This window comes from Avibacterium sp. 21-599 (genome assembly GCF_026226765.1).
Classification (GTDB): Bacteria; Pseudomonadota; Gammaproteobacteria; order Enterobacterales; family Pasteurellaceae; genus Avibacterium.
On the sequence record NZ_JAKKOB010000001.1, the window covers coordinates 1093804 to 1117906 of the forward strand.

The 24103-nt window shown below is 40.1% G+C and carries 25 protein-coding genes and 1 pseudogene; 5 read left to right on the top strand and 21 right to left on the bottom strand.

All coding sequences use genetic code 11. The features are described from left to right. Positions 1-81 precede the first annotated feature (81 nt). The 7 genes from L5B83_RS05400 to ispF are packed head-to-tail and all read right to left on the bottom strand — an operon-like array spanning position 82 to position 4666. Entirely contained in the window at positions 82-465 is a 384-nt protein-coding gene (locus L5B83_RS05400) for a hypothetical protein (RefSeq protein ID WP_265777812.1), read from the bottom strand. Next, entirely contained in the window at positions 465-1616 is a 1152-nt protein-coding gene (nlpD, locus tag L5B83_RS05405) for a murein hydrolase activator NlpD (RefSeq protein ID WP_265777813.1), read from the bottom strand. Before nlpD ends, L5B83_RS05400 begins: the two co-directional genes overlap by 1 nt. A gap of 13 nt (positions 1617-1629) precedes the next feature. Then, entirely contained in the window at positions 1630-1809 is a 180-nt protein-coding gene (locus tag L5B83_RS05410) for a hypothetical protein (protein WP_265777814.1), read from the bottom strand. 11 nt (positions 1810-1820) lie between these two features. Further along, positions 1821-2396, bottom strand: coding sequence for a YqaA family protein (locus L5B83_RS05415; RefSeq protein ID WP_265777815.1), 576 nt, complete (start codon positions 2394-2396; stop codon positions 1821-1823). Positions 2397-2429: 33 nt separating this feature from the next. Next, positions 2430-3170 carry a 5'/3'-nucleotidase SurE gene (surE, locus tag L5B83_RS05420; protein WP_265777816.1) on the bottom strand — a complete coding sequence of 247 codons (741 nt, stop codon included), beginning with the start codon at positions 3168-3170 and terminating at the stop codon, positions 2430-2432. An 8-nt stretch (positions 3171-3178) separates the two neighbouring features. Then, a complete protein-coding gene (gene truD, locus L5B83_RS05425) occupies positions 3179-4186 on the bottom strand; it encodes a tRNA pseudouridine(13) synthase TruD (RefSeq protein WP_265777817.1) in 1008 nt (335 codons plus the stop codon). A gap of 3 nt (positions 4187-4189) precedes the next feature. Next, a complete protein-coding gene (gene ispF / locus L5B83_RS05430; RefSeq protein ID WP_265777818.1) occupies positions 4190-4666 on the bottom strand; it encodes a 2-C-methyl-D-erythritol 2,4-cyclodiphosphate synthase in 477 nt (158 codons plus the stop codon). Positions 4667-4833: 167 nt separating this feature from the next. Here ispF and L5B83_RS05435 point away from each other — a divergent pair, with 167 nt between their 5' ends. Continuing rightward, a complete protein-coding gene (locus tag L5B83_RS05435; protein WP_265778386.1) occupies positions 4834-5844 on the top strand; it encodes a YeiH family protein in 1011 nt (336 codons plus the stop codon). Between the two features lie 534 nt (positions 5845-6378). On the opposite strand, the gene L5B83_RS05440 is transcribed toward L5B83_RS05435, so the two are convergent. The 6 genes from L5B83_RS05440 to lexA all read right to left on the bottom strand — a co-directional run bounded on the left by L5B83_RS05440 (position 6379) and on the right by lexA (position 9553). Beyond that, the gene (locus L5B83_RS05440; protein WP_265777819.1) at positions 6379-7029 is read right to left on the bottom strand and encodes an IS1595 family transposase; all 651 of its coding nucleotides are present in this window, start codon (positions 7027-7029) and stop codon (positions 6379-6381) included. 122 nt (positions 7030-7151) lie between these two features. Continuing rightward, positions 7152-7601 (bottom strand): 50S ribosomal protein L9, encoded by a 450-nt coding sequence (rplI, locus tag L5B83_RS05445; RefSeq protein WP_126371816.1) that lies wholly within the window; start codon positions 7599-7601, stop codon positions 7152-7154. Positions 7602-7618: 17 nt separating this feature from the next. Next, positions 7619-7843: a 30S ribosomal protein S18 gene (gene rpsR / locus L5B83_RS05450; protein ID WP_035687245.1), complete on the bottom strand. Its 225-nt coding sequence runs from the start codon at positions 7841-7843 to the stop codon at positions 7619-7621. A 12-nt stretch (positions 7844-7855) separates the two neighbouring features. Further along, entirely contained in the window at positions 7856-8182 is a 327-nt protein-coding gene (gene priB / locus L5B83_RS05455; RefSeq protein WP_265777820.1) for a primosomal replication protein N, read from the bottom strand. After that, positions 8169-8546, bottom strand: coding sequence for a 30S ribosomal protein S6 (gene rpsF, locus L5B83_RS05460; RefSeq protein WP_103854031.1), 378 nt, complete (start codon positions 8544-8546; stop codon positions 8169-8171). Before rpsF ends, priB begins: the two co-directional genes overlap by 14 nt. Positions 8547-8917: 371 nt before the next feature. Continuing rightward, positions 8918-9553, bottom strand: coding sequence for a transcriptional repressor LexA (gene lexA / locus L5B83_RS05465; protein WP_250363490.1), 636 nt, complete (start codon positions 9551-9553; stop codon positions 8918-8920). Between the two features lie 224 nt (positions 9554-9777). On the opposite strand from lexA, the gene plsB reads away from it, so the two are divergent. Beyond that, entirely contained in the window at positions 9778-12210 is a 2433-nt protein-coding gene (plsB, locus tag L5B83_RS05470) for a glycerol-3-phosphate 1-O-acyltransferase PlsB (RefSeq protein WP_250349613.1), read from the top strand. Positions 12211-12492: 282 nt separating this feature from the next. Here the strand turns inward: plsB and recN are convergent, their stop codons facing one another. Next, complete coding sequence (gene recN / locus L5B83_RS05475; RefSeq protein ID WP_265777821.1) at positions 12493-14169, bottom strand: DNA repair protein RecN; 1677 nt, start codon at positions 14167-14169, stop codon at positions 12493-12495. Between the two features lie 77 nt (positions 14170-14246). Then, complete coding sequence (locus L5B83_RS05480; RefSeq protein ID WP_250364590.1) at positions 14247-15164, bottom strand: NAD(+) kinase; 918 nt, start codon at positions 15162-15164, stop codon at positions 14247-14249. A gap of 159 nt (positions 15165-15323) precedes the next feature. Between L5B83_RS05480 and grpE the strand changes: the two genes are divergently transcribed. After that, positions 15324-15926: a nucleotide exchange factor GrpE gene (gene grpE, locus L5B83_RS05485; protein ID WP_250349615.1), complete on the top strand. Its 603-nt coding sequence runs from the start codon at positions 15324-15326 to the stop codon at positions 15924-15926. Between the two features lie 58 nt (positions 15927-15984). Here the strand turns inward: grpE and tadA are convergent, their stop codons facing one another. The 5 genes and pseudogenes from tadA to rppH form a co-directional block, all read right to left on the bottom strand. After that, positions 15985-16506: a tRNA adenosine(34) deaminase TadA gene (gene tadA, locus L5B83_RS05490; RefSeq protein WP_265778387.1), complete on the bottom strand. Its 522-nt coding sequence runs from the start codon at positions 16504-16506 to the stop codon at positions 15985-15987. Positions 16507-16603: 97 nt separating this feature from the next. After that, positions 16604-17455 carry a thymidylate synthase gene (locus L5B83_RS05495; protein ID WP_265777822.1) on the bottom strand — a complete coding sequence of 284 codons (852 nt, stop codon included), beginning with the start codon at positions 17453-17455 and terminating at the stop codon, positions 16604-16606. Positions 17456-17467: 12 nt separating this feature from the next. Further along, positions 17468-18268 carry a prolipoprotein diacylglyceryl transferase gene (gene lgt / locus L5B83_RS05500; RefSeq protein ID WP_250349617.1) on the bottom strand — a complete coding sequence of 267 codons (801 nt, stop codon included), beginning with the start codon at positions 18266-18268 and terminating at the stop codon, positions 17468-17470. Positions 18269-18278: 10 nt separating this feature from the next. Then, positions 18279-19070, bottom strand: coding sequence for a sulfite exporter TauE/SafE family protein (locus L5B83_RS05505; RefSeq protein WP_265762617.1), 792 nt, complete (start codon positions 19068-19070; stop codon positions 18279-18281). Positions 19071-19215: 145 nt separating this feature from the next. Continuing rightward, positions 19216-19687: pseudogene (gene rppH, locus L5B83_RS05510) on the bottom strand (RNA pyrophosphohydrolase); the annotation flags it as partial. A 732-nt stretch (positions 19688-20419) separates the two neighbouring features. Between rppH and L5B83_RS05515 the strand changes: the two are divergent. Next, a complete protein-coding gene (locus L5B83_RS05515) occupies positions 20420-20560 on the top strand; it encodes a hypothetical protein (protein WP_265777823.1) in 141 nt (46 codons plus the stop codon). 82 nt (positions 20561-20642) lie between these two features. Beyond that, complete coding sequence (locus L5B83_RS05520) at positions 20643-21638, top strand: NAD(P)H-quinone oxidoreductase (protein WP_265777824.1); 996 nt, start codon at positions 20643-20645, stop codon at positions 21636-21638. A 234-nt stretch (positions 21639-21872) separates the two neighbouring features. Here L5B83_RS05520 and rlmKL read toward each other — a convergent pair whose 3' ends face one another. After that, positions 21873-24011, bottom strand: coding sequence for a bifunctional 23S rRNA (guanine(2069)-N(7))-methyltransferase RlmK/23S rRNA (guanine(2445)-N(2))-methyltransferase RlmL (rlmKL, locus tag L5B83_RS05525; protein ID WP_265762545.1), 2139 nt, complete (start codon positions 24009-24011; stop codon positions 21873-21875). Between the last annotated feature and the right edge of the window lie 92 nt (positions 24012-24103).

Genomic DNA, 24103 nt, shown 5'->3' on the forward strand with positions numbered 1-24103 from the left:
TCTAATTAGGTGTCCAGTTTTTGGGAGGCAGATCAAAGTGCGGTGTAAATTTTACAAAATTTTCCACCGCACTTTTTATTTTTAACGAGTAGGACGTTTTTTCAGTTCCCACCCTTGCGTGGTTTTTATAATGCTGAGACTTTTATCTTTTGCCGTATAGCCACCTTTTACTGCATCAAGGATCAAATTAGGCGTTGAATGTGCAGAAAAAACCTCTGCTTTACCTTGATCTTGTGCCAAAATCACATAGATAGCGAGGGTCGAATCTTCAGGATCGGTAAAGTGAAGATCGGCAATATCAAAAGGTTGAACACATTGCTGTTTTAATTCAGACCAATGATAACCAGCAGAGGAAATACAGCCTTTTTCATCAACGTCACCGCCTAAAAGGTGGTTTGCTGAATGGGCGGTACAGCCTAAGGTCAGCGTGGTACTAAAGCATAATGCAGCAAGTTTTTTCATCATTAACGTCTCGGTAAATAACGAATAGGATCAACAGACTTGCCTTTATAGCGAATTTCAAAATGAAGTTTCACGCTATTTGTGCCAGAATTCCCCATTTTCGCAATTTGCTGTCCGGCTTTCACTTCTTGCTGATCTTTCACTAAAAGACTTTCATTGTGTGCATAAGCACTCAAATAATCATCATTGTGCTTAATAATGATAAGGTTACCGTAACCGCGCAATGCATTACCTGCATATACTACGCGACCAGCCGCTGCCGCATTAACTGCCTGTCCACGTGAACCGCTAATATCAATGCCTTTATTTCCGCCATCAGCGCTAGAGAACCCTTGTACAATTTTGCCATTGGTTGGCCATTGCCAAGCCACATTTGAAGCAATTGGGGTAGAAGAAACCGGTTGCACAACAGGCTGTGTTTTAACTGGTGCAGAAACGATTGGCGTTGATGAAGGAGTACCGACCGAAGATTTAATCGGCCCGATGATCGAACCATCAGAACCATATTGTGTACCATTTGGCCCCGGCGTGTAAGTAACTGCAGGTTGAGCAGGTTTTTCCACCGGTTTAGCCGTACTTGGCGTAGTATTGGTCGCGACAGGGGCGGTTTCATTAGAGACTTTCAAGGTTTGTCCAACACTTAAGGTATAAGGTTCAGACATATTATTCATCGCCGCCAGTTCTTTCACATCAAGCCCACAAATATAAGCAATCAAGAACATTGTATCGCCTTTGCGAACGGTGTAAGTGTTCCCTTTGTAGAAGCCTTTATCAATTTTACTGTAATCAGGGGCATTGGTTTCTGGGTTACGCGGAATCTCAAAGTTTTGTGAAACTTGTTTTGCTTTCGCAGTGGTATTTGCCACCGCTTTTTTGCTTTGTTGCACCGCTTGATTGACTGGTTGTGGTATTTGTGGTGCCTGTACTTGAGGTGCTTGATAAGTGGGTTGTGGCGCAACAGGTGCAGTCATTGTAGCCGGCATACTCTGTTGCTGAATTTGGGGTTCCCAAGTGCTACCAGCATTGCTATCTACCGGTTGCATCGTTCCCGGTGGTAACGCACCATCGGCATTTTCTACCGGTGCAGGTGAAGTGGATGAACAAGCTGATAATACCGCCATCGTAATAGGCAAAAGTAAAAAAGATTTTTTCATTATTGTTCCTTTATTAATCAGTAAATTCAGGCATAGATTCCTTCTCAGTATAAGGTACAGTTGGAACTTCCTCAAATTCTTCGCTTCCCGAAACTGGAGTAATTGAATCAGTATCCTTATTAAAAGATGGAGGCTGAGAGGTACAGGCTCCTAACAGCAACGACATAAATAGTAGTGAAATAAATTTTTTCATTTTTATAAACCTTACCTAAGTATTAAGTAAATTAATATAGCAATAACAATTGCTACCCAGCCAATCCATTCAATGGATTGACGTAATTTATGCGCAAATTTCTGACCGCCCCAAGCGGCTAATTTCGCCACTAAAATAAAACGTGCAGCACGAGAAATCGTTGATGTAATTAAAAATGGTAAAAATGCCATTTGCATTACGCCCGCACAAATAGTGAACACTTTATAGGGAATAGGGGAAAATCCAGCAATAAACACCACTAAAATTCCCCATTGTTTAAACCAAGACATCGCTGTGTCTAAGTGAGATTGATAGCCCCATTTAATAATATATTCTTGAATATAATCAAAAGCATAATAACCCAATCCATAGCCCACTACGCCACCGAGTGCAGAGGCAATCGCGGTATAAATTCCCAACTTTAAGGCTTGTTTAGGGCGATTCATTGCCATTGGTACAAGCATCACATCAGTGGGAACAGGAAAAAAAATGGATTCGATAAAGCTGGTAAAAATCAACCACGCCGTCGCATAGCGATGAACCGACCACTGCATCACTTTATCGTACATCGCACCAAATATTTTCAATGGCATACCCTCAATAATTTGCAAAGCGGAATATTATTCACTTTTTAACCAATCTTGTAAAGATTGGAGCGAATGATAAGCGGTCATATCCGCTTGAATCGGTGTAATAGACACATAGCCATTTTTCACTGCGTGAAAATCTGTACCTTCTTGTTCATTTTCTGCTAAACCCGCAGGACCAATCCAATAAATGGCTTCACCACGGGGATCTTGTTGTTTAATGACTTCTGCAGCCGCTGCACGATAGCCCAAATGGCAGACTTTGATTCCTTTAATGTTGTCGTAAGGTAAATCAGGCACGTTAATATTCAGAATTTCACGGCTTTTTACTAACTGATTGTGCAATTTCGGTACAAGTTCACAGACAATACGCGCTGCTGTTTCATAGTGTTGGCGACCATCTAATGAAACGGCAATAGCCGGTAAACCGAGATGGCGACCTTCAAAAGCTGCCGCCACTGTCCCCGAATAAAGCACATCATCTCCTAAATTCACCCCTGCATTAATACCTGATACAACAAGATCGATTTGTCCTGAAAGAAAACCGTTCAAGGCTAAATGCACACAATCAGCGGGTGTGCCATTAATGCAGTAATCACCGTTATCTAATTTCATTGGGCGTAATGGTTCTACTAGGGTTAGCGCACTTGAAGCGGCACTACGATTGCGGTCTGGTGCAACAACGGTAACCTGTGCAATTTTACGTAATTCGGTGGCAAGGGTTTTAATTCCCTCAGCGTGAATGCCATCATCATTTGATAATAAAATATTCATTGTATTCCTTATTCAATAATCTGTATTAATTCACGAATCAATGCCGTGGCATAGCAACCTGCTGGTAAATAAAAGGTTAATTTCAATCCTTCAGGCAAAAATGCCCAATCTAAGAATTGCGGGCATATCAATAAGGGACGGCGACTTGGTTTCATTCGTTCTTTATGCATTAAATTTAAGATCTCTTGATGTTGCTGAACAATCTCCATTTCACGCGCATTCGCCGCTTGAATATGTTCTCCAACCAATGGGGCGGTTAGTAAAATATCTTGATTTTTTAACCGCACTTTTAATTGCTCAAGATCCTCTGCTTCATTCACCGTAAACCAACTGTGTGAGCCATTTAATTGCACAATATCACCGAATAAAATAGCTTGCGTAAGTTGTTGCTGAATACGATCTGAAACCACCAAATTAAAGATTTCACTCCGTGCGGCAGATAAGTAGAAGCTTCGTTTTTTACGATCTTTCACGTTAATTTCACCTTTTGCCCAACGCATTGCTTGTGTGAGATTATGCCCATCACGGCCAAAACGTTGTTCGGTAAAATAATTAGGAAACCCTAACTGCTTCAGATTTTCTAATCGCAGGTTTAAATCGTCAGTTTGTTGTGCGCCACGCAATAAAATCTCAAAATGGTTACCGTCCAAGCTGCCTGTCCGAATTTTTCGGTTATGCCTTGTTACTTTAAGAATTTCCACGCCGTCTAAATGAAATTGACTAAAATCAGGCGTTTCTTGCCCCGCCATATGCAGACAGAACCATTGCTCAGTAATGGCTTTGCGATCTTTTAAGCCGGCATAGCTCATATTACGTGGCGAAATTCCCGCAAATTCAGCTAATTTTTCACCAACGAAAAGGGTATTGGCATCGGTTTTACGCACATAAAGAGCGACAAATTCCCCTTCACCAGCCATTTCATAGCCCAATTCTTCTTTCACGATAAAATCAGCACATTCCGCTTTTAAGTGAGCGTGTTGTTCGGGGGGATTGTATAAAAAGGCGAGTTCTTGCATAAATTAAGCCTTCAATAGCAAAGCGACAGCTTCACAAGCAATGCCTTCACCACGGCCGGTAAAACCGAGTTTTTCACTGGTAGTGGCTTTTACGTTCACCTGTTCTATTTCACAATCTAACACCTGTGCAATGGCCGCACGCATATTATCAATATACGGACGCATTTTCGGTGCTTGAGCAATAATGGTAATATCAACATTGCCGATTTTATAGCCTTTGCCCTGCACTTGACGATAAGCTTCTTGTAGTAATCCCTTGCTGTCTGCCCCTTTATATTGTGGATCGGTATCTGGGAATAATTTCCCAATATCCCCTAACGCCACCGCACCGAGCAATGCATCTGTTAATGCGTGCAATGCCACATCGCCATCGCTGTGTGCCAGCAAGCCTTTCTCATAAGGTATCGCGACACCACCAATAATAATCGGCCCCGCCCCACCAAAGGCGTGTACATCAAACCCGTGTCCAATTCGTATCATATTCTTTCCTGATCTCTGCTGAAAAATAGTGCAAGATTATAGCATCACCAGCGTTATTCAAAAATGGCTAATTTAAGTGCGGTGGGATTTTTATCATTTTTCTTATTTACTTATCATAAAAATGCGTTACTGTATCACCACCTTGTTATGTGGAGAACCATACAATGATGAAACACCTCTCACTGCTCCCGGGTTTATTCTTAACTATATTAATTAGCTTGTTGGCAAGCTCGCTTGCGCAAACCCCCTTAGCGCTGTCGTGGCACATTAGCGCCCTGACATTAGCCATTTTGTTAGGGATTTTAGGTGGAAATACGTTTTATCATCGTATTGAATCCGTAATGAAATCGGGAGTAACCTTTGCAAAAGGAATATTATTACGTTGCGGTATCGTATTATTTGGTTTTCGTTTAACCTTGCAAGACATTAGTCAGGTTGGCTTAAATGCGTTTTTTTCTGATTTAACGATGCTAATTTTGACTTTCTTACTGACTTGTTGGATCGGCATTAAATGGCTTAAGATTGATCGCCAAATTGTACAGCTTACCGCTTCAGGTTGCAGTATTTGTGGCGCTGCCGCCATTATGGCAACTGAGCCAATCCTAAAAGCCCCTTCTTATAAAGTGTCTGTTGCGGTGGCATTAATTGTGATTTTCGGCACAGTGAGTATGTTCCTTTATCCGCTACTTTACCCTTACTTGCAAGCTTACTTACCAGATCATTTATTCGGTATTTATATTGGCTCAACGGTACACGAAGTCGCACAAGTGTATGCCGCTGGGGCAAATATTACACCTCAAGTGGCAGATACCGCGGTGATTACTAAAATGCTACGTGTAATGATGCTCGCCCCGCTTTTGCTCGTCTTATCCTATTTTTTACGCAAAGAAAATAACCCACAGCAAGGTAAAATCGTCATTCCTTATTTTGCTTTATTATTTATTGGCGTCGCAGTTTTTAATTCTTTCAATGTATTACCTCCATTTATCGTAGATTTTCTGGTTCAATTAGACCGCTTTTTATTAATGATGGTGATGGCGGCATTAGGACTCACCACGCATATTAACTCACTGAAAAAAGCGGGAACAAAACCCTTATTATTGGGGGCAATAATTTGGATTTGGTTAATGGTGGGGGGATTAGGCGTTAATTTAATCTTTGCTTATTTATGTCGTTAATTCGTTTATCATTGTTTGAAAGTACGGGCTAGAGAAGTAGATTAAATGATATTTAATGAGCTAGTATGCCTCCAACTTCACGGTGAAGTATTCGCAAACTTACGTCTTATCGTAGTTGCTGAATAATCATAAGCCTGAATTGCCAATCTAAATACAACAAATAAAAAAGTGTTCATAAGGAAATCGACGATAATTTGTTTGACACAACAAAATCATTGGTGAGAACTTATGAACACCTATAAACACCTCACATTGTGTGAAAGTGAACAGATAATGTTTTTTTATTAGGCAAAACGATTACATAAATTGCCCAGCAGTTATAGCCTGCTTAAGACGCTCACCAAACTTTTCTTGTTCTGTTTTTATTTTCAAGAGACAAATTATGCTGATTGCATTATTACTTTTGTTAGCATTCTGTAAGTACAACTTATGCAGAAATTGTGATTATTCTTGGCAAAGAACTAGAGATGACTCTCAATGTGGAAAACGTGCATCAAATAGCAGATACTAAAATATTGGGGCTGTCCTAGATAACTAGACTAAACTCCCTTTAACCAGTTGTTTTAAAATGGAAATTTGAGTTTTTATGTCACTGTAATTAAAACGCCATTCGCATTCCTTTAAATAAAGCTCAAAATGGGCTTTAGGAATACCATTAAATTTGCGTAAATGGCGTTTTGCTTGGCTCCAAAAATTCTCAATTCCATTAATATGGTTATGATTTTCAGCAAAATGTGTGCTGTGGTTGATACGAAAATGGCTAAATTCACTCACATCAAGCACATCATAACTACGATAAGTATCGGTGTAAACAATACTATCAGGCTTTACTTTCTCTCGAATAATAGGTAACAAGGTGGCTGATTGAGTATTCGGAACCGCAACGGTATAAACCTTGCCATTGCGTTTAAGGAGCCCGAATACCGCGATTTTCCCTGCCGCGCCACGACCACGTTTACCTGTGCGGGCACTACCAAAATAACTTTCATCGGCTTCAATTTCACCTTCAAACATTTCTAAGTGTAGGCTATTTTGATAGATGAGCAGGCGTAAACGATGAAAGTAGTATGCTGCTGTTGTTTTGTTTACATTGACCAACTCCGCAGCAGTCCTTGCTGTAATCCCTGCGACAAATAACTCAATGAGTTTATTTTGTTTATGCTGACTTAGACGACTTTTTCTCATTGGTTCATTCTAACCTAAATAGAGTTTTTAGTCGTTATCTAGGACAGCCCCAAAATATTTAATGTCATTAAAACAAAAAAACCCAGCGACTGCTGGGTTTTTTATCTTATAAAAAGCGGCGATTATTCAGCAACTACGATAAGACGTAAGTTTGCGAATACTTCACCGTGAAGTTGGAAGCGTACTTCGTGTTCACCTGTAGTACGGATTAATCCGTTTGGTAAACGAACTTCACTTTTCGCAACTTCAACACCACGAGCTGTGATTGCATCAGCAATATCACGAGTACCGATAGAACCGAATAGACGGCCTTCATCACCCGCTTTACTTGCGATAGTTACAGACTCAAGGGCTTCAAGACGCTCTGCGCGATCCATTGCAGCCACAAGTGCTTTTGCTGCTTTTTCTTCTAATTCTGCACGACGTGCTTCAAAATATTCAACGTTAGCTTTGGTTGCCATAACCGCTTTCCCTTGTGGGATTAAGAAGTTACGAGCATAACCAGATTTAACATTAACTTGATCACCAACATTACCAAGGTGAACAACTTTATCTAAAAGAATTACTTGCATTACCGTATTCTCCTTAATTACTGATTATCAGTGTACGGAAGTAACGCTAAGAAACGCGCGCGTTTAATTGCACGAGCTAATTGACGTTGATACTTCGCACGAGTACCGGTAATACGGCTTGGAACAATTTTGCCGCTCTCTGAAATATAGTTCTTTAACGTTGCGATATCTTTGTAATCGATTTCTTGAACGTTTTCCGCTGTAAAGCGGCAGAACTTACGACGACGGAAATAACGTGCCATTTGGCTAGTCTCCTAATCTATAAATTCGATTTGCTCGGCGTGTAATACTAATTGACTTAAACCATTTGCTGATTTATGTGAAGTAATAAACCCCACTATCAATAAGTTACTGCCGACCGTAATGCTTTGAGTTTTTGCAATTAACTGATGACCACTAACTTGAACAGCGATTTTGCACCAAGCTTGGCGAGGTAATCCTGCCTCTTGTTGTTCGGAACGGTGTTCCAAATAAAAACGACAATGTTCAATTCCGTTAGGGCTTTTGCTTCGCTTGGGAAAGCCGCTGACTTGCCCTATCAATGAGAAGCGATTATCAATTTTTGAATTACTCTTCAGCATCCTCAAAATCGTTGTTTTCAACTTCAGCTAAAGGTTTACGCTCTTCGCGTGCTTTAACCATTGGGGACGCTTCTGTTACGGCGTGCTTAGTACGAATAATTGCGTTACGAAGAACTGCATCATTGTAACGGAATGTTGTTTCTAGCTCGTCGATGACTTCTTGAGGCGCTTCTACATTCATTAGCACATAATGTGCTTTGTGTAATTTGTTAATTGGGTAAGCTAATTGACGGCGACCCCAATCTTCTAAACGATGGATTTGACCGCCCGCTTCTTTAATAGAATTGGTATAGCGCTCAATCATCGCTGGTACTTGTTCGCTTTGGTCCGGATGAACCATAAACACGATTTCGTAGTGACGCATTACTGCTCCTTACGGGTTAATCAGCCTCCGACTGTAAGACCAGCTACCAATCTTGCGGAAGCAAGGAACGAAAATGATGATGTAGCTGTAAGGCGTGCGATTATACAGGATTAATGAAAAAGCACAAGGGAAAATGAGGTTATTTTATGAGGAAATATTAGTCGCAAACGGTAAATTTTTTAATGTGGATGAAAATGGTGAATTATCCCAAACAAATTTAGAAAAAAACAACCGCACTTTTTAAAAGCGTAACAGAGATTAACCGTAAAGCTTCAAGATAACTTATGCAGTGAACGCTATCGTGAACCGAGATGGGTAAATCAAAGTGCGGTGTAATTTTTTTAATGTTTAATGGCTAGAATGTAAATAAGTTACATCCACGCATTATTACGAATAATCCCCACGGCAATACCTTCAATCTCAAAACTTTCGGTTTGTGTGAGATCGACAACAATTGGGTCAAATTCTTCATTTTCGGCGTGAAGATAAACCATTGAACCTTTGCGTTCAAGGCGTTTTACAGTAACTTCATCTTCAATTCTTGCGACGATCACTTGCCCATTTCGCACATCTTTGGTGCTATGTACCGCGAGGAGATCACCGTCTAAAATACCGATATCTTTCATTGATTGACCATACACTTTTAGTAAGAAATCTGCTTGCGGTTTGAACATATTGGCATCAACTTTATAAGTGCCTTCAATATGTTGTTCGGCTAAAATCGGTTCGCCTGCGGCTACGCGTCCGATGAGTGGTAAGCCTTCAGGCTCTTCTTCCGCATTTTCTTCAAGTAGTAATCGAATACCGCGCGATGCACCGGGAATAATTTCAATTACCCCTTTTCTTGCAAGGGCTTTTAGATGTTCTTCCGCCGCATTCGGTGAGCGAAATCCCAATTCACGAGAAATTTCCGCACGGGTGGGCGGCATTCCGGTGGTTTCCAAATGCCGTTTTAATAGGTCATAAACTTCTTGCTGACGGGCTGTGAGGGCTTTCATCATTGTCATATCTCTCCCCTGTTTTTATATCCATATTTACTGGTATTATATACAGAAAGAGAATTGTTGCAATCTTCTTTTGTTCTCTCTGTGATATTTGTTTGATTTTTGTTAGATTTATGCGAAATTTTCGCTTGAATTAATTTATATCAGGCTAAATTGAAAAAAAATGCCAAAAATTTGTGGTAAGATGGCGTAACTTTTTATCTGGATAAATAAATTACGGAATTTATATGGCAAGTATGCTTAATTTATATAGAAAATTATTAGAATTCCCCCTTTCTGTATTAGTTAAAAATAATCCGATTCCTCATCATCCTATTGAAGAATTAGCTTTAAATGTACAGCAACCTATTGTGTATGTGCTGCCTTACACCTCGCAAACGGATTTAGTGATTTTCCGCAAAAATTGCTTAAATGTTGGCTTGCCTGATCCTTTCGAGAAAAATGAAATTGGCGGTATTTCATTACCTCGTTTTGTATTTTTAGATGAAGGGCGTCGCATTTTTAAATCTAAAGGGGCAAAAAAGGAAACCATCACAATTTTTAATAAATACCTAGAATTACACCGCACTTTCTTGGATCTTGATGTGCAGCTTATTCCTGTTTCGGTATTATGGGGACGTTCACCGGGACACGAAAATAAATCAGGGTTGCCAAATTTACGTTTATTAAATGGTCTTCAAAAATTTGCCGCGGCAATTTGGTTTGGGCGTGATACGTTTGTGCGTTTTTCACAAGCGGTTTCGCTACGTTATATGGTGAATGAACACGGTTCAGATGAAAAAATTGCGGCGAAATTAGCGCGCGTTGCTAAAATTCATTTTTCTAAACAACGTATTTCTGCAACAGGACCACGTTTGCCAAATCGCCAAGCGATGTTTAATAAATTGCTGCAATCTCCGGCGATTCTCAAAGCTATTGAAGATGAAGCAAAAAGTAAGAAAATGCCCATTGAAAAAGCACAAAAAGAGGCGTATAAAATTTTAGATGAAATTGCTGCAAATGTGAGCTATGAAGGGTTACGTGTAGCAGATCGTTTCTTACGTTGGCTATGGAATAAACTTTACCAAGGGATTGATGTGCAACACGCGGATCGGGTACGCAAGCTGGCACTTGAAGGTCACGAAATTGTTTATGTGCCTTGCCACCGTAGTCATATTGACTATTTGTTACTTTCTTATGTGTTATATCATCAGGGCTTGGTTACACCACATATTGCAGCGGGAATTAATCTTAATTTCTGGCCTGTGGGGGCTATGTTCCGCCGAGGAGGGGCATTTTTTATTCGCCGAACCTTCAAAGGCAATCGCCTCTATTCAACGATTTTCCGTGAGTATTTAGCAGAATTATTCCATCGTGGTTATTCGGTTGAATATTTTATTGAAGGGGGGCGTTCGCGCACCGGACGTTTACTTGCCCCTAAAACGGGGATGATGTCGATGACCTTGCAAGCATTACAACAACGCCAAACACGTCCTATTTCTGTCGTGCCTGTTTATGTGGGCTACGAACACGTTTTGGAAGTGGATACGTATGCCAAAGAATTGCGTGGTGCGGCAAAAGAGAAAGAAAATGCAGGGCTTGTGTTACGCGTCATTAAAAAATTGCGTAATTTAGGTAAAGGCTATGTGAATTTTGGTGAGCCAATCGTATTAAGCAGTTATTTGAACCAACATTTTCCAGAATGGAAAGAATTGCATTTAGACGATGAGCGTTCACAATGGTTTAATAAAGCCGTTGATGCGGTGTCAAACCAAGTTATGGTGAATATTAATAATGCCGCCGCAGTCAATGCGATGAATTTAACAGGAACTGCATTGCTATCATCTCGCCAGCGGGCATTAACGCGAAAACAGTTATTAGAGCAGTTAGCAAGTTATCAACAATTTTTACAGAATGTCCCTTATTCTGATGATGTCATTGTACCAAGCGAAACACCAGAAGAAATGCTCGATCACGTTTTAAATTTAGATCGTGTGGGCGTCTTGGTTGAAAAAGATAATTTTGGCGAGATCATTCGTTTAGAGCGTAATTCAGCGGTGTTGATGACTTATTATCGCAACAATATTCAGCATTTATTCGCCTTGCCTTCTCTGGTGGCGAGCATTGTGTTGCACTATGGTGCAATGCAAAAAGATCTTGTCCTTGAGGCGGTTGAAAAAATTTATCCGTTCTTGCGTGGTGAATTATTTTTACATTTCAGCGATGGTGAATTAAAAGATTATGTCGAAAATATTATTCAGGAATTGCAACGGCAAAATATTATTCAATGCAATGAGAATTTGCTCGCGATCCACAAACCTCAAGTCAGAATGTTACAGCTTTGGTCATCGGGCGTGAGAGAAATTTTGCAGCGTTATTACATTACGGTAAGCATTCTACAAAATGATCCAACGATTTCTCGAGCCACATTAGAAAAAGAAAGTCAATCTGTGGCACAACGTTTATCTGTGCTGCACGGTATTAATGCTCCAGAGTTTTTTGATAAAGCCGTGTTTTCTGCGTTTGTTGGAAATCTAAAACAATATGGTTATTTTGATGACAACAATCAAGTGAATGCCTCCTTGCTTGATGAACTCAGTGAAATTCTTGCGCAGATGATTTCTGCCGAAGTCAGACTTACAATTAAAAGTGCGGTGGAAAAAAACGAAGAAATTGACTAATGTTTTGATTAAGTATTTTCAAATGAGCTAAAGAACCTTAGCTAAATCGCGAAGGTTCTTTTTATTTTTTAAATGATAACCCTATCTACTAAAAATCATCTAGATGAGCGTTGTCAGCAATTTTTCCCTATTTGCCTAGCTCGAGTAACCCGATTACTTAGATAGAGCCATAAACCTCATAAACAGTGCCTAGAAAAAGTAAAAGAAGCAGATTTTTTACGTCATCATTTCAAAAATAGCTTGCAATAACCTTTCGCGGAACGCGAAAGGTTTTAGAGAAATTTAGGCAATTAAACGGAGCATTTCTTCTGCGTTTGCTAAGGCACTTTCAGTGACTTTGGTTGAGCCAAGCAATTTAGCTAAGGCTTTCACACGTTGTTGCTGGGAAAGTGCGGTCATTTTTGTTTCCGTTTTTCCATCAATGGTTTGTTTTTCGACAGAAAAATGTTGATGCCCACAACAGGCGACTTGTGGTAAGTGGGTAACGCAAATCACTTGGCATTTTTTGCCTAATTTGCGTAATAATTTTCCCACTACGCTTGCGGTTGCACCACTGATTCCCACATCAATTTCATCAAAAATGAGGGTTGAAATCGCGGATTTATCAGAGGTCAGCACTTGTAACACCAAGGCGATACGTGAAAGCTCACCACCCGATGCCACTTTTGCTAATGGCTGAGCGGATTGTCCGAGGTTTGCTTGTAGAATAAATTGCACCTGATCCATACCTTGGGCAGTCAGTTTACTTTCCGCCTGTACCACACTAATAGAGAATTCGGCATTTTCCATTGCCAGTTGTTTAATGCCTTTAGTCACTTGTGCTGAGAGTTTTTCAGCCCCTTTTTGACGGCTTGCACTCAAGGTCTGTGCATTTTCTAACAACTGTGCATAAGCCACTTTTTCTTGTTCAATCAGTGCATCTTCGCTGTCAGCAAAATCTACAAGCTGATGGAGTTCTTGTCTTAAAGATTGATGCAATGCAACCAATTCTTCCGCTTTTACATTGTGTTTACGTGCAAGTTGTAGTGCTTGGCTCATTCGGCTTTCCACTTCCTGTAAACGATACGGATCGGGGTCAATGTTGCTGGATAAATGTTGGATCTCAGAGCTTGCTTCCTGTACTTGGATCAATGCTTCTTGTAACATTGTGAGTGCATCATTGTAGTGCGGATCAAGGCTGTGTAGTTCTTCTAAATTTTGCACCGCACGATAGAGCAAGCTATCCACATTCAGTTCATCATTCTCACTTAATAAATTTAAGACAGATTGAGAAAGTGCGGTGAGTTCTTCGCTGTTAGCAAGTCGGTTATATTCTTCCTCTAGCTCACTAAATTCATTTTCTTGTAAATTAAATTCATCAAGCTCTTCAACTTGATATTGTAGTAGTTGTTTTTTCGCCTCATTTTCGGCACATTTTTGTTGGAAATTCGCGACTTGTTGTTGCAACGCTTTCCATTGACGATATTGCTTTTGTACCTTGGTAAGCAGATCAGTATGCGCGCAATAGTCATCTAATAAGGTGAGCTGATAGTCATTTTTTAATAAACGTTGTGAGGAATGTTGCCCATTGACTTGAATTAAATATTGCCCTAGTTCTTTGAGTTGGCTAGCAGAGACAGGAATGCTATTAATAAAGCCTTTGGAACGTCCATCAGCGTTGATTACTCGACGTAAAATACAGTTTTCTGGATTATCTTCATCTTGCAATTCTTGAACTTTAAGCCATTCATCAGCGGGGCTGTTTGGTTCAATCTGGAATGTGGCACAAATATCTGCACGGTTTTGCCCTTCACGTAACATCGCGCTTTCTGTACGTTGTCCTAAGCATACGCCAAGGGCGTCAATGGCAATAGATTTACCTGCCCCCGTTTCACCAGTAATGGCAGACATTCCCTGCGCAAATTCAATATCAAGGTGATGAACAATCGCAAAATTATTAATCGTAAGTTGAGTAAGCATAATACACTCCTGTTTAACTGTATATATATCAGTTTATAACTGATTTTATATACAGTAAAGGGGGTTATGCAAATTTTTTACGCGGAATTTCTCAACCAGCCCAATTTTGTGCTTAACACATTGTAATAATTATAACTTTTTAAGTGAAGTAAACGCAGTTTATGTTTGCTTTTATAAATATGTACCACGTCATCAGGGGTGAACGGCAGCGCGACTTGACTATCGCAACCCGCTTCTAATTGCGGGGTGTTGTAGTCTGCAAAACGAATAGAGATTTTGCTTTCGCCATCAATGACCAAAGGGCGAGAAGAAAGGGTGTGTGGAAACATTGGTACTAGCGCGATTGCATTAAGTTGCGGGGTAAGAATCGGGCCACCAGCGGAAAGCGAATAGGCCGTTGAGCCTGTCGGTGTAGAAATAATTAAGCCATCAGAACGCTGTGAAAAGGCCAATTTATCATCAATATAAACGTGGAAATCGATCATATGAGCAATTTTGGCAGGGTGAATCACCGCTTCATTTACTGCATTGCTGGTGGCAATAATTTGTCCTTCTCGTTCAATGGCTGTTTCTAATAAAAAGCGTTCTTCCACAAAAAATTCACCACGATCTAAGCAAGCCTCAAGTTGGGCATAGGCATTTTTCGGATCAATATCCGTCAGAAAGCCTAAATTACCTCGGTTAATACCAATTAAAGCAATATCATATTTAGCTAAGATTCTTGCTCGCCCAAGCATATTGCCATCACCACCGATAACAATGGCTAATTGCGCCTGTGTACCAATCTCATCTAATTCTGCAAGATGTTGAATAGGTAAGCCTAAACGCTCGCCCACACTTTTTTCCACAAGTACCTGATAGCCTTTTTCTAAAAGCCATTGAAATAAATTTTTGTGCATTTGCAAATTTACATCATTGCGCGGACGCCCCACCAATCCGATGGTATGGAAGGAATTATGCAAACTTTTGTTGTCGATTAAATGGGTTGTGGACATCATATTTATTTTTATGCGGAAAACAGACCGCACTTGAATTCAAGAAATTTATGGCTATATTACACATAAACTATGTCAGTGGCTAGCCAAGTTTAGCAACTGTCAATTTTTACGTTTTTTGTTACAATAACGCAAATTTTTGAACAGATGGAGAAAACGATGTCAGAACAAGAACAACAAGTGGAAAAAACAGAAGTAAAACAAGAACAAGTAGAACAGGCAGAGAATGTGCAAGAAACAGCACAACAGCAAGAAAATGCTGAAAACCTTGAAGGCGATGCGTTAGAAGAAGCCATAGCCCGTGTTCAAGAACTTGAAGAGCAACTTGTTGAAACGGCGAAGAAAGAACAAGATATTTTATTACGCAGCCGTGCAGAAATTGATAATATTCGCCGTCGTGCCGAACAAGATGTGGAAAAAGCACACAAATTTGCTTTAGAAAAATTTGCCAAAGATTTGCTTGAAACCATTGATAATCTTGAGCGAGCCTTGGCAACCCCAGTTAGCACGGAAGACGAGAGTTTAAAAGGCGTGTTAGATGGTGTGGAATTAACCTTAAAAGGATTGTTGGCAACAGTAGCACGTTTTGGCGTAGAAGCGGTTGGGACGGTGGGAGAAACCTTTAATCCCGATTTACACCAAGCCATTTCAATGCAACCGGCAGAAGGTTTTGAAAGCAATCAAATCACCACTGTATTGCAAAAAGGCTATTTGCTGAATGGTAGAGTGATTCGCCCTGCAATGGTGATGGTGGCTGCGTAATCAATCAAATGCAATAAGTCTCATAAAAATAGGCGAGTGTATCGCCTATTTTTTTGCTCTAAATTTGAAGGGAATTTTTTTGCGTCAGCTTTTGCTGCTTTTTCTGTTCACGCCTTTTGCGGAAAAATTCGCTAAGTTTTTGGCTACATTCTTCTTGCAGTACACCGCCAGTAATTTCAAGATTGTGATTCATTTTATAATCATCAAAAAAGTGAAAACGCGAACCTACCGCCCCTGTTTTTCGATCATAAGCACCGAATACTAAACGCTTAATTCGGCTATGTAAAATTGCGCCTGCACACATTGTGCAAGGCTCCAGGGTAACGTACAGGGTGGTATTGAGTAAGCGGTAGTTTTGTTGCACTTGTCCTGCTTGGCGGAGTGCGACAATTTCTGCGTGAGCGGTGGGATCGTGCTGAAGAATAGATAGATTCCAGCCTTCTGCCACAATATTTCCTTTATCATCAACTAACACGGCACCTACAGGAATTTCCCCTAAGGCTTCTGCTTTATCAGCAAGGTTTAGGGCGTAACGCATCATTTTTTCATCAAAATCTGACCGCACTTTTATTCCCTCAATATTTAATTCGTGTGAAAAATCAGCCACAAATTGGCTGATTGGTAACATAAAGTGCGGTGCTTTTTGTGGAAGTTTTTCATTTTGTTATTTTTTATGCTTACACCGAGAAAGGATATTTAATCGCAGGGTGAGATTCATAGCCAATAACCTTGAAATCCTCCATTGTTACCCAAGTTTCGAGATCTTCAAGGGTTTTGATGTCAGGATTAATTTCTAATTTTGGTAGAGACAATGGCTCTCGTTTGAGTTGTACATTTTGCATTAGCTCAAGCTGATCTTCATAAATATGTGCATTGACGATTTTATGATACGCCATTCCTGCTTTTTTCCCTGTAATTTGAGCCATTAATGCCAAGAAAGTAAACACTTGAATTTGGTTGAAATTTAACCCTAATGGTACATCGCAAGAACGTTGATAACTGGTTAAATAAAGGGTATCGCCAAGTAAAGAAAAGGTGTGGGTGTGCATACAAGGACGCAAACAGCCTAGCTCAATTTCTCCGGGATTGTAAAAGGTGATGATTTCGCCACGATCGTCTAGCCCTTTGGTTAAATCATTCACCACTTTACGCAATTGGTCGAGGGTTTCACCATTTGGTTTACGCCAAGCACGCCCTTGCACACCATAAACGCGCCCCATATCATCAGTGCCTTTACGGTGTGGGTTATTCAACCACGCTTGATTTTCATTTGCATTGGCATCCCACGTTTTAGTGCCAAGCTTACGGAAATCAGCGGCATTGTCATAGCCACGAATGTAGCCTAAAAATTCTGCAATTGCGGCTTTCCAGTAACTTTTTCGGGTAGTGATTAAAGGAAATTTATTGTCCGCGACATTATAAGTGAGATCTGCATTAATCAGGGTTAAACAACGTTTTCCTGTCCGTTCATTTTCTACCCAAGTGCCGTTATCAATAATGTTTTGGCATAAATCTAAATATTGACGCATTATAAATTTCCCCTATTTTTTCACCGCACTTTTATAAGCGATCAGCATAATCAATGCCCCCAGCAGAATCATTGGCAATGAGAGAATTTGCCCCATTGAAATGTGCTGTTGGAAGAATAAGCCAAGCTGCGCATCAGGTTCACGAAAATATTCAATAATGAAACGGAATGTGCCATAACCGACTAAAAATAATCCTGCCACTGATCCCGTAGGGCGTGGTTTTTTGATAAACAGATTAAGAATGACAAATAGCACGAGCCCCTCTAACACGGCTTCATAAAGTTGCGAAGGGTGGCGAGGTAAATAACCGCCAGAGGGGAATAGCACTGCCCAAGGTACGTCTGTTACACGTCCCCAAAGTTCATCATTGATAAAGTTACCAATTCGCCCCATTCCTAAACCAAAAGGAATAAGCGGTGCAACAAAATCTGCCGTTGCCCAAAAGCCACGGTGTTGTAATTTGGCAGTGATAAACATAGCTAAAATCACACCAATTAATCCGCCGTGGAAAGACATTCCCCCTTCCCAGACACGAATTAAATACATCGGATCTTGTAAGAAATAATCAAATTGATAGAACAGCACATAACCGATACGCCCACCTAGGAATACACCAAGAAAGCCGTTAAATAAGAGGTTGTCCACTTGTTCTGTTGTCCAGCCACTATTTGGGCGATTGGCTCGGCGAACGGCAAGCCAACGTGCAAAGACAAAACCGATTAAATACATTAATCCGTACCAACGCAAGGCAACAGGACCTAACTGAAAAATCACAGGATCAAAGTGAGGAAAAGGGATAAAGCTAGAATTCATATATTTCCTTTTATTTCATAATCATATTGATAGCAATCACAATCAATAATACAGCAAAATAACGTTTTAGGGTTTTTACAGGCAATTTATCCGTGGTGCTTGCCCCTAATTTAGAGGTGAAAAATGACGTTGCAGTAATTGCCACTACAGCGGGTAAATACACATAACCTAATGAATAGCTTGGCATATTCGGTTGTCCCCAGCCACCCACGATAAAACTTAGCATTCCAGAGAGACCCAGTAACATTCCACAGAATGCAGATGAACCAATGGCTTTTTTCATCTCGATCCCACGTGCATTAAGAAACGGCACAATAAAGCCACCACCGCCAATGCCTGCAATGCTAGAGGCAATGCCAATCAAGATACCGCCAATGACAGAAGAAGTCGTGGTTAATGTTTTTGTCGCTTCTTTTGGTTTAATGGAAAGCAACATTTTCAATGCAAGATACACCACCAAACAGGCGAATAATTTGCTCGAAATGCTTTTATCTAAATGACCTACAAAAAGCCCTGAAATGAACGTGGTTACCATAATCACAGGGGCTAGCACTTTTACCGCATTCCATACAATATTGCCGAGTTTTTGATGGCGTTGTGCGGAAGAAAATCCAGTTACCACAATTGTGGCGAAAGAAGTACCTAATGCTGTGGACATCAAAAGTTCACTAGGCACATCAACCATTGGCAATAAATAAACCAATACCGGGACAATAATCAGTCCGCCTCCAATGCCAAATAAGCCTGCTAAAAAGCCGACCACACAGCCGACAATTAAACAAATAAGAAAAAAACTCAGCATTATGCTCCCCTTGTTCGATGAAATGAACGCTTATAATATTTGCCTGATGAATATTTTTTGCCAGAATGTTTGTTCGGTGTATTAGTTGCAGAATGTGTGAGCGAAGTTTTCTGCTCTTGAGGCGCCGCATTTGGCTGATTTTTCGGATTAAACAATACCCCCGCAAATTCTTTCATCGCTTTGCGGTACACTTCTTTTTTAAAAGGAACAACCTGACGCACAGGATACCAAAAATTCACCCAACGCCAACCATCAAATTCTGGCGATTTGGTGGTTTGCATATTAATATCTTTTTCGTCCGAGACTAATTGTAATAAGAACCAACGCTGTTTTTGCCCAATGCACATTGGCTTGCTGTCGTAGCGTAATAAGCGTTTAGGAAGTTTATAGCGAAGCCATTGTTTTGATACATAAAGTAATTTAACATCTTTACGAGTTAAACCCACTTCTTCAAAAAGCTCACGATACATTGCTTGTTCAGGCGTTTCATTATCATTTATACCGCCTTGTGGAAACTGCCACGAGTTTTGCCCATAGCGTTTCGCCCACAAAACCTGACCTTTACGATTGCAAATGACAATTCCCACATTCGGACGGTAGCCATCGAAATCGATCACTATCGTTTACCTTCATTTTAACTATTTTAAATTCTGAATTGGTGAATTGTTTCACAAACTTAAGGTTTTAACAACCGAAAACAAGCATTAAGCCGCTTTTCTATGAGAATTTTACAAATATGAAATCGTTATCATCTGTTAATAAATTGAATAAAAACCACAAGGCTGTGCATAACCTTGTGAACAGTGCGGGAGTAATATCAAATTATTTGTGTATAAAGATAACAAAATCCTTATTTCAAAATAAGTTAAAGAAGATCATTGCATCTTATTAAGATCTAAAGTTGAGATCCGAGATCGCATTATTTTGTTACAATTCTCGCCTATAAAAAAATCACACTGTATTTTTATCAGGATTTTAACCCCATTTCTTCTCTCAAGCTGTGAGTTATTCAGTATTTTTGTGGATAAAATTGTGGTTTTATGCAGAATAGGTGGGAATTAAATAGTAAACTTGGTGTGTCTGTATTGGCTCAGAATAATAAAATTATTTAAAATCAAAAAGATAGACAAAAAAGAAGCGTTGTTATATTGTGAATTACAGCGGATAAAAAGAGTGGTTATTAATTAATCAAAGACAAAAGTGCGGTGCTTTTCTCTCGTTTTTTTCATAAAACTTGACCTTAACCACCCGTTAAACTTTATACTATGGCAAATTTTCTCTAGGAACCGCGCTCACAGTTAGAAAAATCCTTTATCTATAAATGTGTTATCAATGCTAGTGTGGCTGTTATGGGATTATTGGTGAATATCATTGTGGCGTGGTTAATGCTGAAAAGTGATCAAGAAAACCTGAATATTCATGCAGCTTATTTACAGGTTTTGGCAGATTTATTTAGCTCTGTCATTACAGGGGTAAGCGAGTATTTATAGCAAATTCAGTGATCAGAATGTGGCGGTGAATGAAATTACTGTTCGCCCCACTGTACAGGAGCTCTAAATTAAGGAATAAAAGATGACAATGCAACAAATCGCGATGCGAGAAGCGGGAGCACCCGACGTTTTATTTATTCAACAAGCTACCATTCCAACACCACGAGCGGGTGAATTGTTAGTAAAAGTAGCTTATGCTGGGATAAATCGCCCTGATATTATGCAGCGTCAAGGATTGTACCCAATGCCGAAAGGGGTAACCCCCATTATGGGGTTAGAGCTTTCAGGTACGGTCGTTGCCATTGGCGAAGGCGTAAGCGGATTTCAGCTAGGTGATAAGATTTGTGCCTTAACTGATGGAGGCGCTTATGCCGAATATTGTCTTGTACCAGCCAGCCAAGCCTTACCTATTCCGAAAAATTATTCTTTAGTAGAGGCGGCTGCTTTGCCTGAAACATTGTTTACTGTATGGGTAAATTTATTTATGCAACAACAGGTTAAAGCTGGAGAACACTTATTGGTTCACGGTGGGACAAGTGGTATTGGCTTAACTGCCTTAGCGATTGCAAAAAGTCTTGGTATCAAAACCTACGCAACTGTAGGTAATACAGAAAAATGTACTATTGTTGAACAATATGGTGCGGTTGCGATTAATTATAAAACGCAAGATTTTGCAGAAGTCATCAAACAGGCAGGCGGTGTTGATGCCATTTTAGATGTGGTTGGTGCCAGTTATTTCCAACGCAATTTAGATTGCTTAAAACAAAATGGCAGATTATTTTTGATCGGCTTTATGGGCGGGGCAGTGGCATCAAACGTGGATTTATTGCAAATCGCGTTAAAGCGTGTTCATATTACAGGTTCAACAATGCGTAGTCGCACCAAGGAAGAAAAAGCTGAAATCGCACAATCGTTAAAAGAGAATGTGTGGCATCAATTCGAAAACGAGCAAATTGGCAAACCCATTATTCATCAAGTGTTTGATTTTAAAGAGGTTAAACAGGCACACCAAGAAATGGATAAAGGAACGCATATTGGCAAGATAATGCTTGCATTTGATAAAACGCAAACTATTTAACTATAAAATAAAGTGCGGTGAAAATGATTTAGGCTTTTCACTCTCAAAAAATGAGAGATATTTAATTTAACAACTTAGCCTTGTCTTACTCAAGGCTAAGCCCTTTTAGTTTTACTTATATACACCTATGGTGATATAAACAGAATATAAGCCATCACGCTTTGGGTTTAGATGAGATACCACAGTAAGCTAAGCAGAAGTATGGCAAGTCAAAGGAACCAACATTCAATAGCTTTATTTTGTCAATGTGACTAACCAACAATTGTGAATGTGTTTATTGCGTTCAAAATCCAGTGGTAAAGTTTTGGCAGAAATTTCTACCGCACTTAATCCGAGTGCAGCCATACCGTCAAAATCCATCTTGAATTTTTGCTTATTGTTAGAAAATACAATTGTGCCATTGGAACGTAAAATCCGTTTTAAATGAGTGAATAATTGAAGATGATCGCGTTGCACGTCCCAGCTGTTTTCCATTCGTTTAGAATTGGAAAAAGTGGGTGGATCAACAAAGATCAGATCAAATTGACGATCGCATTTTTCTAACCATTGTAAACAATCACTTTGAATTAATTTATGCTGTTTACCTTCAATATCATTAAGCATTAAATTTTGTTCTGCCCAGTTCAGATAAGTGTTAGACATATCTACGGTAGTGGTGGATTTCGCCCCCGCTAAGGCAGCGTGAACCGTCGCGGAGCCTGTGTAAGCAAACAAATTTAGAAAGTCTTTGCCCTTTGCCATTTCACCTACCATTTTGCGTGTTAAGCGGTGATCTAAAAACAGTCCCGTATCTAAATAATCCGTTAAATTGACCCACAATTTTGCGCCGTATTCTTCAACATAGAAGTAATCCCCTTTGTTCGCCAATTTCTCATATTGATTTGTCCCTTTTTGTTTTTGGCGAACTTTTAACACGAGTTTATTGGTTTCCACACCTGTTACAGCAAGGGTGGCGGTTACGGCATCAAGCAAACGCTGACGCGCTTTATTCTCATCAATATTTTTCGGTGCTGCGTATTCTTGCACCACAATATGATCGACATAACGATCTACGGCAATATTATATTCTGGCAGATCCGCATCATATAAGCGATAAGCGTTAATGCCTTGCTGTTTTGCCCATTTTTCAATTTTCTTGATATTTTTTTGTAAGCGATTGGCGAAGTCTTGTGCAACGCCTTGATGTTGAGGGCAAAATTCTTGCAGATTTTGTACCGCACTTTCTTGTTGGGCAGTTTCAGCAATTTGATAATTTTTCTGTACGCAATCTAATGGGCCATTTTTTGCTTTAAACTGACGGTGAGAACGTAAGCGTAGGCAATCAAGTAATGCGGGTTCACCACTAAAAACGGAGGCATTCCAACCGCCAAATTGCTGTTTTAAACGTTGCCCAAACACGGAGTAAAGCGCAATTAATGCTGGTGTTGTCCCTAAACGCTCACCATAAGGTGGGTTGCAAATAAGCGTGCCTTTTTCTTCCGTTGGATTTTTTAGTGTGGCAATATCCCCTTGTTTCCATTGAATTAAATGAGCAACACCTGCATTTTGGGCATTGCGTTGTGCTTTTTGTAATACACGGTGATCTAAATCAAAACCATAGAAATGGGGCTGAGCTTGTTGTGAACCTTGTTGGGCAAGGGTGATGGCTTCCTCTTTCACTTTTTCCCAAGCTTGCGGATTATGCCCTTTCCAGAAATCAAACCCCCAATGTAAGCGGTGTAACTGCGGTGCAATTTTGGCTTCCATTTGGGCGGCTTCAATGAGCAATGTACCTGAACCACACATTGGATCAATCAAAGGCGTGCCTTGTTGCCAACCTGAACGTAATACAATGGCGGCGGCTAAGGTTTCACGTAGTGGCGCAGCCCCTGTATCTTCACGATAGCCACGCAAATGTAAGGCATTGCCACTGAGATCAAGAGAAAGAATAAAATCGTCACGATTTAAATAGGCGTGAATGCGAATATCAGGGTTGTCTTTATCCACACTTGGGCGCGCTCTGCCTTGTCGTTCAAAATAATCGACAATGCCATCTTTCACGCGCATTGCACCAAATTGCGTATGACGAATTTCACGGTTAGTGCCATTAAAATCCACAACAAATTGGCAACGCTCATCAAAAATATCTAACCAATTTTGCCCAATTACCGTAGAGTAAAGATCTAAATCGCTATAAATTTTACTTTGTACCAAAGGCAGTAAAATACGTGAGCTGAGCCTTGACCATAAGAGCGTGCGGTAAAGGGTTTCCTCGTCAGCTAAATAATGCACGCCTCCCTGTGCGATTTGACATTCTTGTGCGCCAAGTTCGAGGAGTTCGGTTTTTAATAATTCTTCAAAGCCACGCGCAGTGGTGGCAAATAATTTTTTCATCATAAATTCATTGATACTTTCAAAGCGTAATGGGGCAGATTATAGCAAAGCCAGTAAGTGCGGTCGATTTTAATTCTGTTTTTTATCTAAAA

Excerpts from the sequence above, each read along its gene's own strand:
- L5B83_RS05400 (WP_265777812.1), bottom strand. The coding sequence starts at position 465 with ATGATGAAAAAACTTGCTGCATTATGCTTTAGTACCACGCTGACCTTA.
- nlpD (WP_265777813.1), bottom strand. The coding sequence starts at position 1,616 with ATGAAAAAATCTTTTTTACTTTTGCCTATTACGATGGCGGTATTATCA.
- L5B83_RS05410 (WP_265777814.1), bottom strand. The coding sequence starts at position 1,809 with ATGAAAAAATTTATTTCACTACTATTTATGTCGTTGCTGTTAGGAGCC.
- surE (WP_265777816.1), bottom strand. The coding sequence starts at position 3,170 with ATGAATATTTTATTATCAAATGATGATGGCATTCACGCTGAGGGAATT.
- truD (WP_265777817.1), bottom strand. The coding sequence starts at position 4,186 with ATGCAAGAACTCGCCTTTTTATACAATCCCCCCGAACAACACGCTCAC.
- ispF (WP_265777818.1), bottom strand. The coding sequence starts at position 4,666 with ATGATACGAATTGGACACGGGTTTGATGTACACGCCTTTGGTGGGGCG.
- L5B83_RS05435 (WP_265778386.1), top strand. The coding sequence starts at position 4,834 with ATGAAACACCTCTCACTGCTCCCGGGTTTATTCTTAACTATATTAATT.
- L5B83_RS05440 (WP_265777819.1), bottom strand. The coding sequence starts at position 7,029 with ATGAGAAAAAGTCGTCTAAGTCAGCATAAACAAAATAAACTCATTGAG.
- rplI (WP_126371816.1), bottom strand. The coding sequence starts at position 7,601 with ATGCAAGTAATTCTTTTAGATAAAGTTGTTCACCTTGGTAATGTTGGT.
- rpsR (WP_035687245.1), bottom strand. The coding sequence starts at position 7,843 with ATGGCACGTTATTTCCGTCGTCGTAAGTTCTGCCGCTTTACAGCGGAA.
- priB (WP_265777820.1), bottom strand. The coding sequence starts at position 8,182 with ATGCTGAAGAGTAATTCAAAAATTGATAATCGCTTCTCATTGATAGGG.
- rpsF (WP_103854031.1), bottom strand. The coding sequence starts at position 8,546 with ATGCGTCACTACGAAATCGTGTTTATGGTTCATCCGGACCAAAGCGAA.
- lexA (WP_250363490.1), bottom strand. The coding sequence starts at position 9,553 with ATGACAATGATGAAAGCCCTCACAGCCCGTCAGCAAGAAGTTTATGAC.
- plsB (WP_250349613.1), top strand. The coding sequence starts at position 9,778 with ATGGCAAGTATGCTTAATTTATATAGAAAATTATTAGAATTCCCCCTT.
- recN (WP_265777821.1), bottom strand. The coding sequence starts at position 14,169 with ATGCTTACTCAACTTACGATTAATAATTTTGCGATTGTTCATCACCTT.
- L5B83_RS05480 (WP_250364590.1), bottom strand. The coding sequence starts at position 15,164 with ATGTCCACAACCCATTTAATCGACAACAAAAGTTTGCATAATTCCTTC.
- grpE (WP_250349615.1), top strand. The coding sequence starts at position 15,324 with ATGTCAGAACAAGAACAACAAGTGGAAAAAACAGAAGTAAAACAAGAA.
- L5B83_RS05495 (WP_265777822.1), bottom strand. The coding sequence starts at position 17,455 with ATGCGTCAATATTTAGATTTATGCCAAAACATTATTGATAACGGCACT.
- lgt (WP_250349617.1), bottom strand. The coding sequence starts at position 18,268 with ATGAATTCTAGCTTTATCCCTTTTCCTCACTTTGATCCTGTGATTTTT.
- L5B83_RS05505 (WP_265762617.1), bottom strand. The coding sequence starts at position 19,070 with ATGCTGAGTTTTTTTCTTATTTGTTTAATTGTCGGCTGTGTGGTCGGC.
- L5B83_RS05515 (WP_265777823.1), top strand. The coding sequence starts at position 20,420 with ATGGGATTATTGGTGAATATCATTGTGGCGTGGTTAATGCTGAAAAGT.
- L5B83_RS05520 (WP_265777824.1), top strand. The coding sequence starts at position 20,643 with ATGACAATGCAACAAATCGCGATGCGAGAAGCGGGAGCACCCGACGTT.
- rlmKL (WP_265762545.1), bottom strand. The coding sequence starts at position 24,011 with ATGAAAAAATTATTTGCCACCACTGCGCGTGGCTTTGAAGAATTATTA.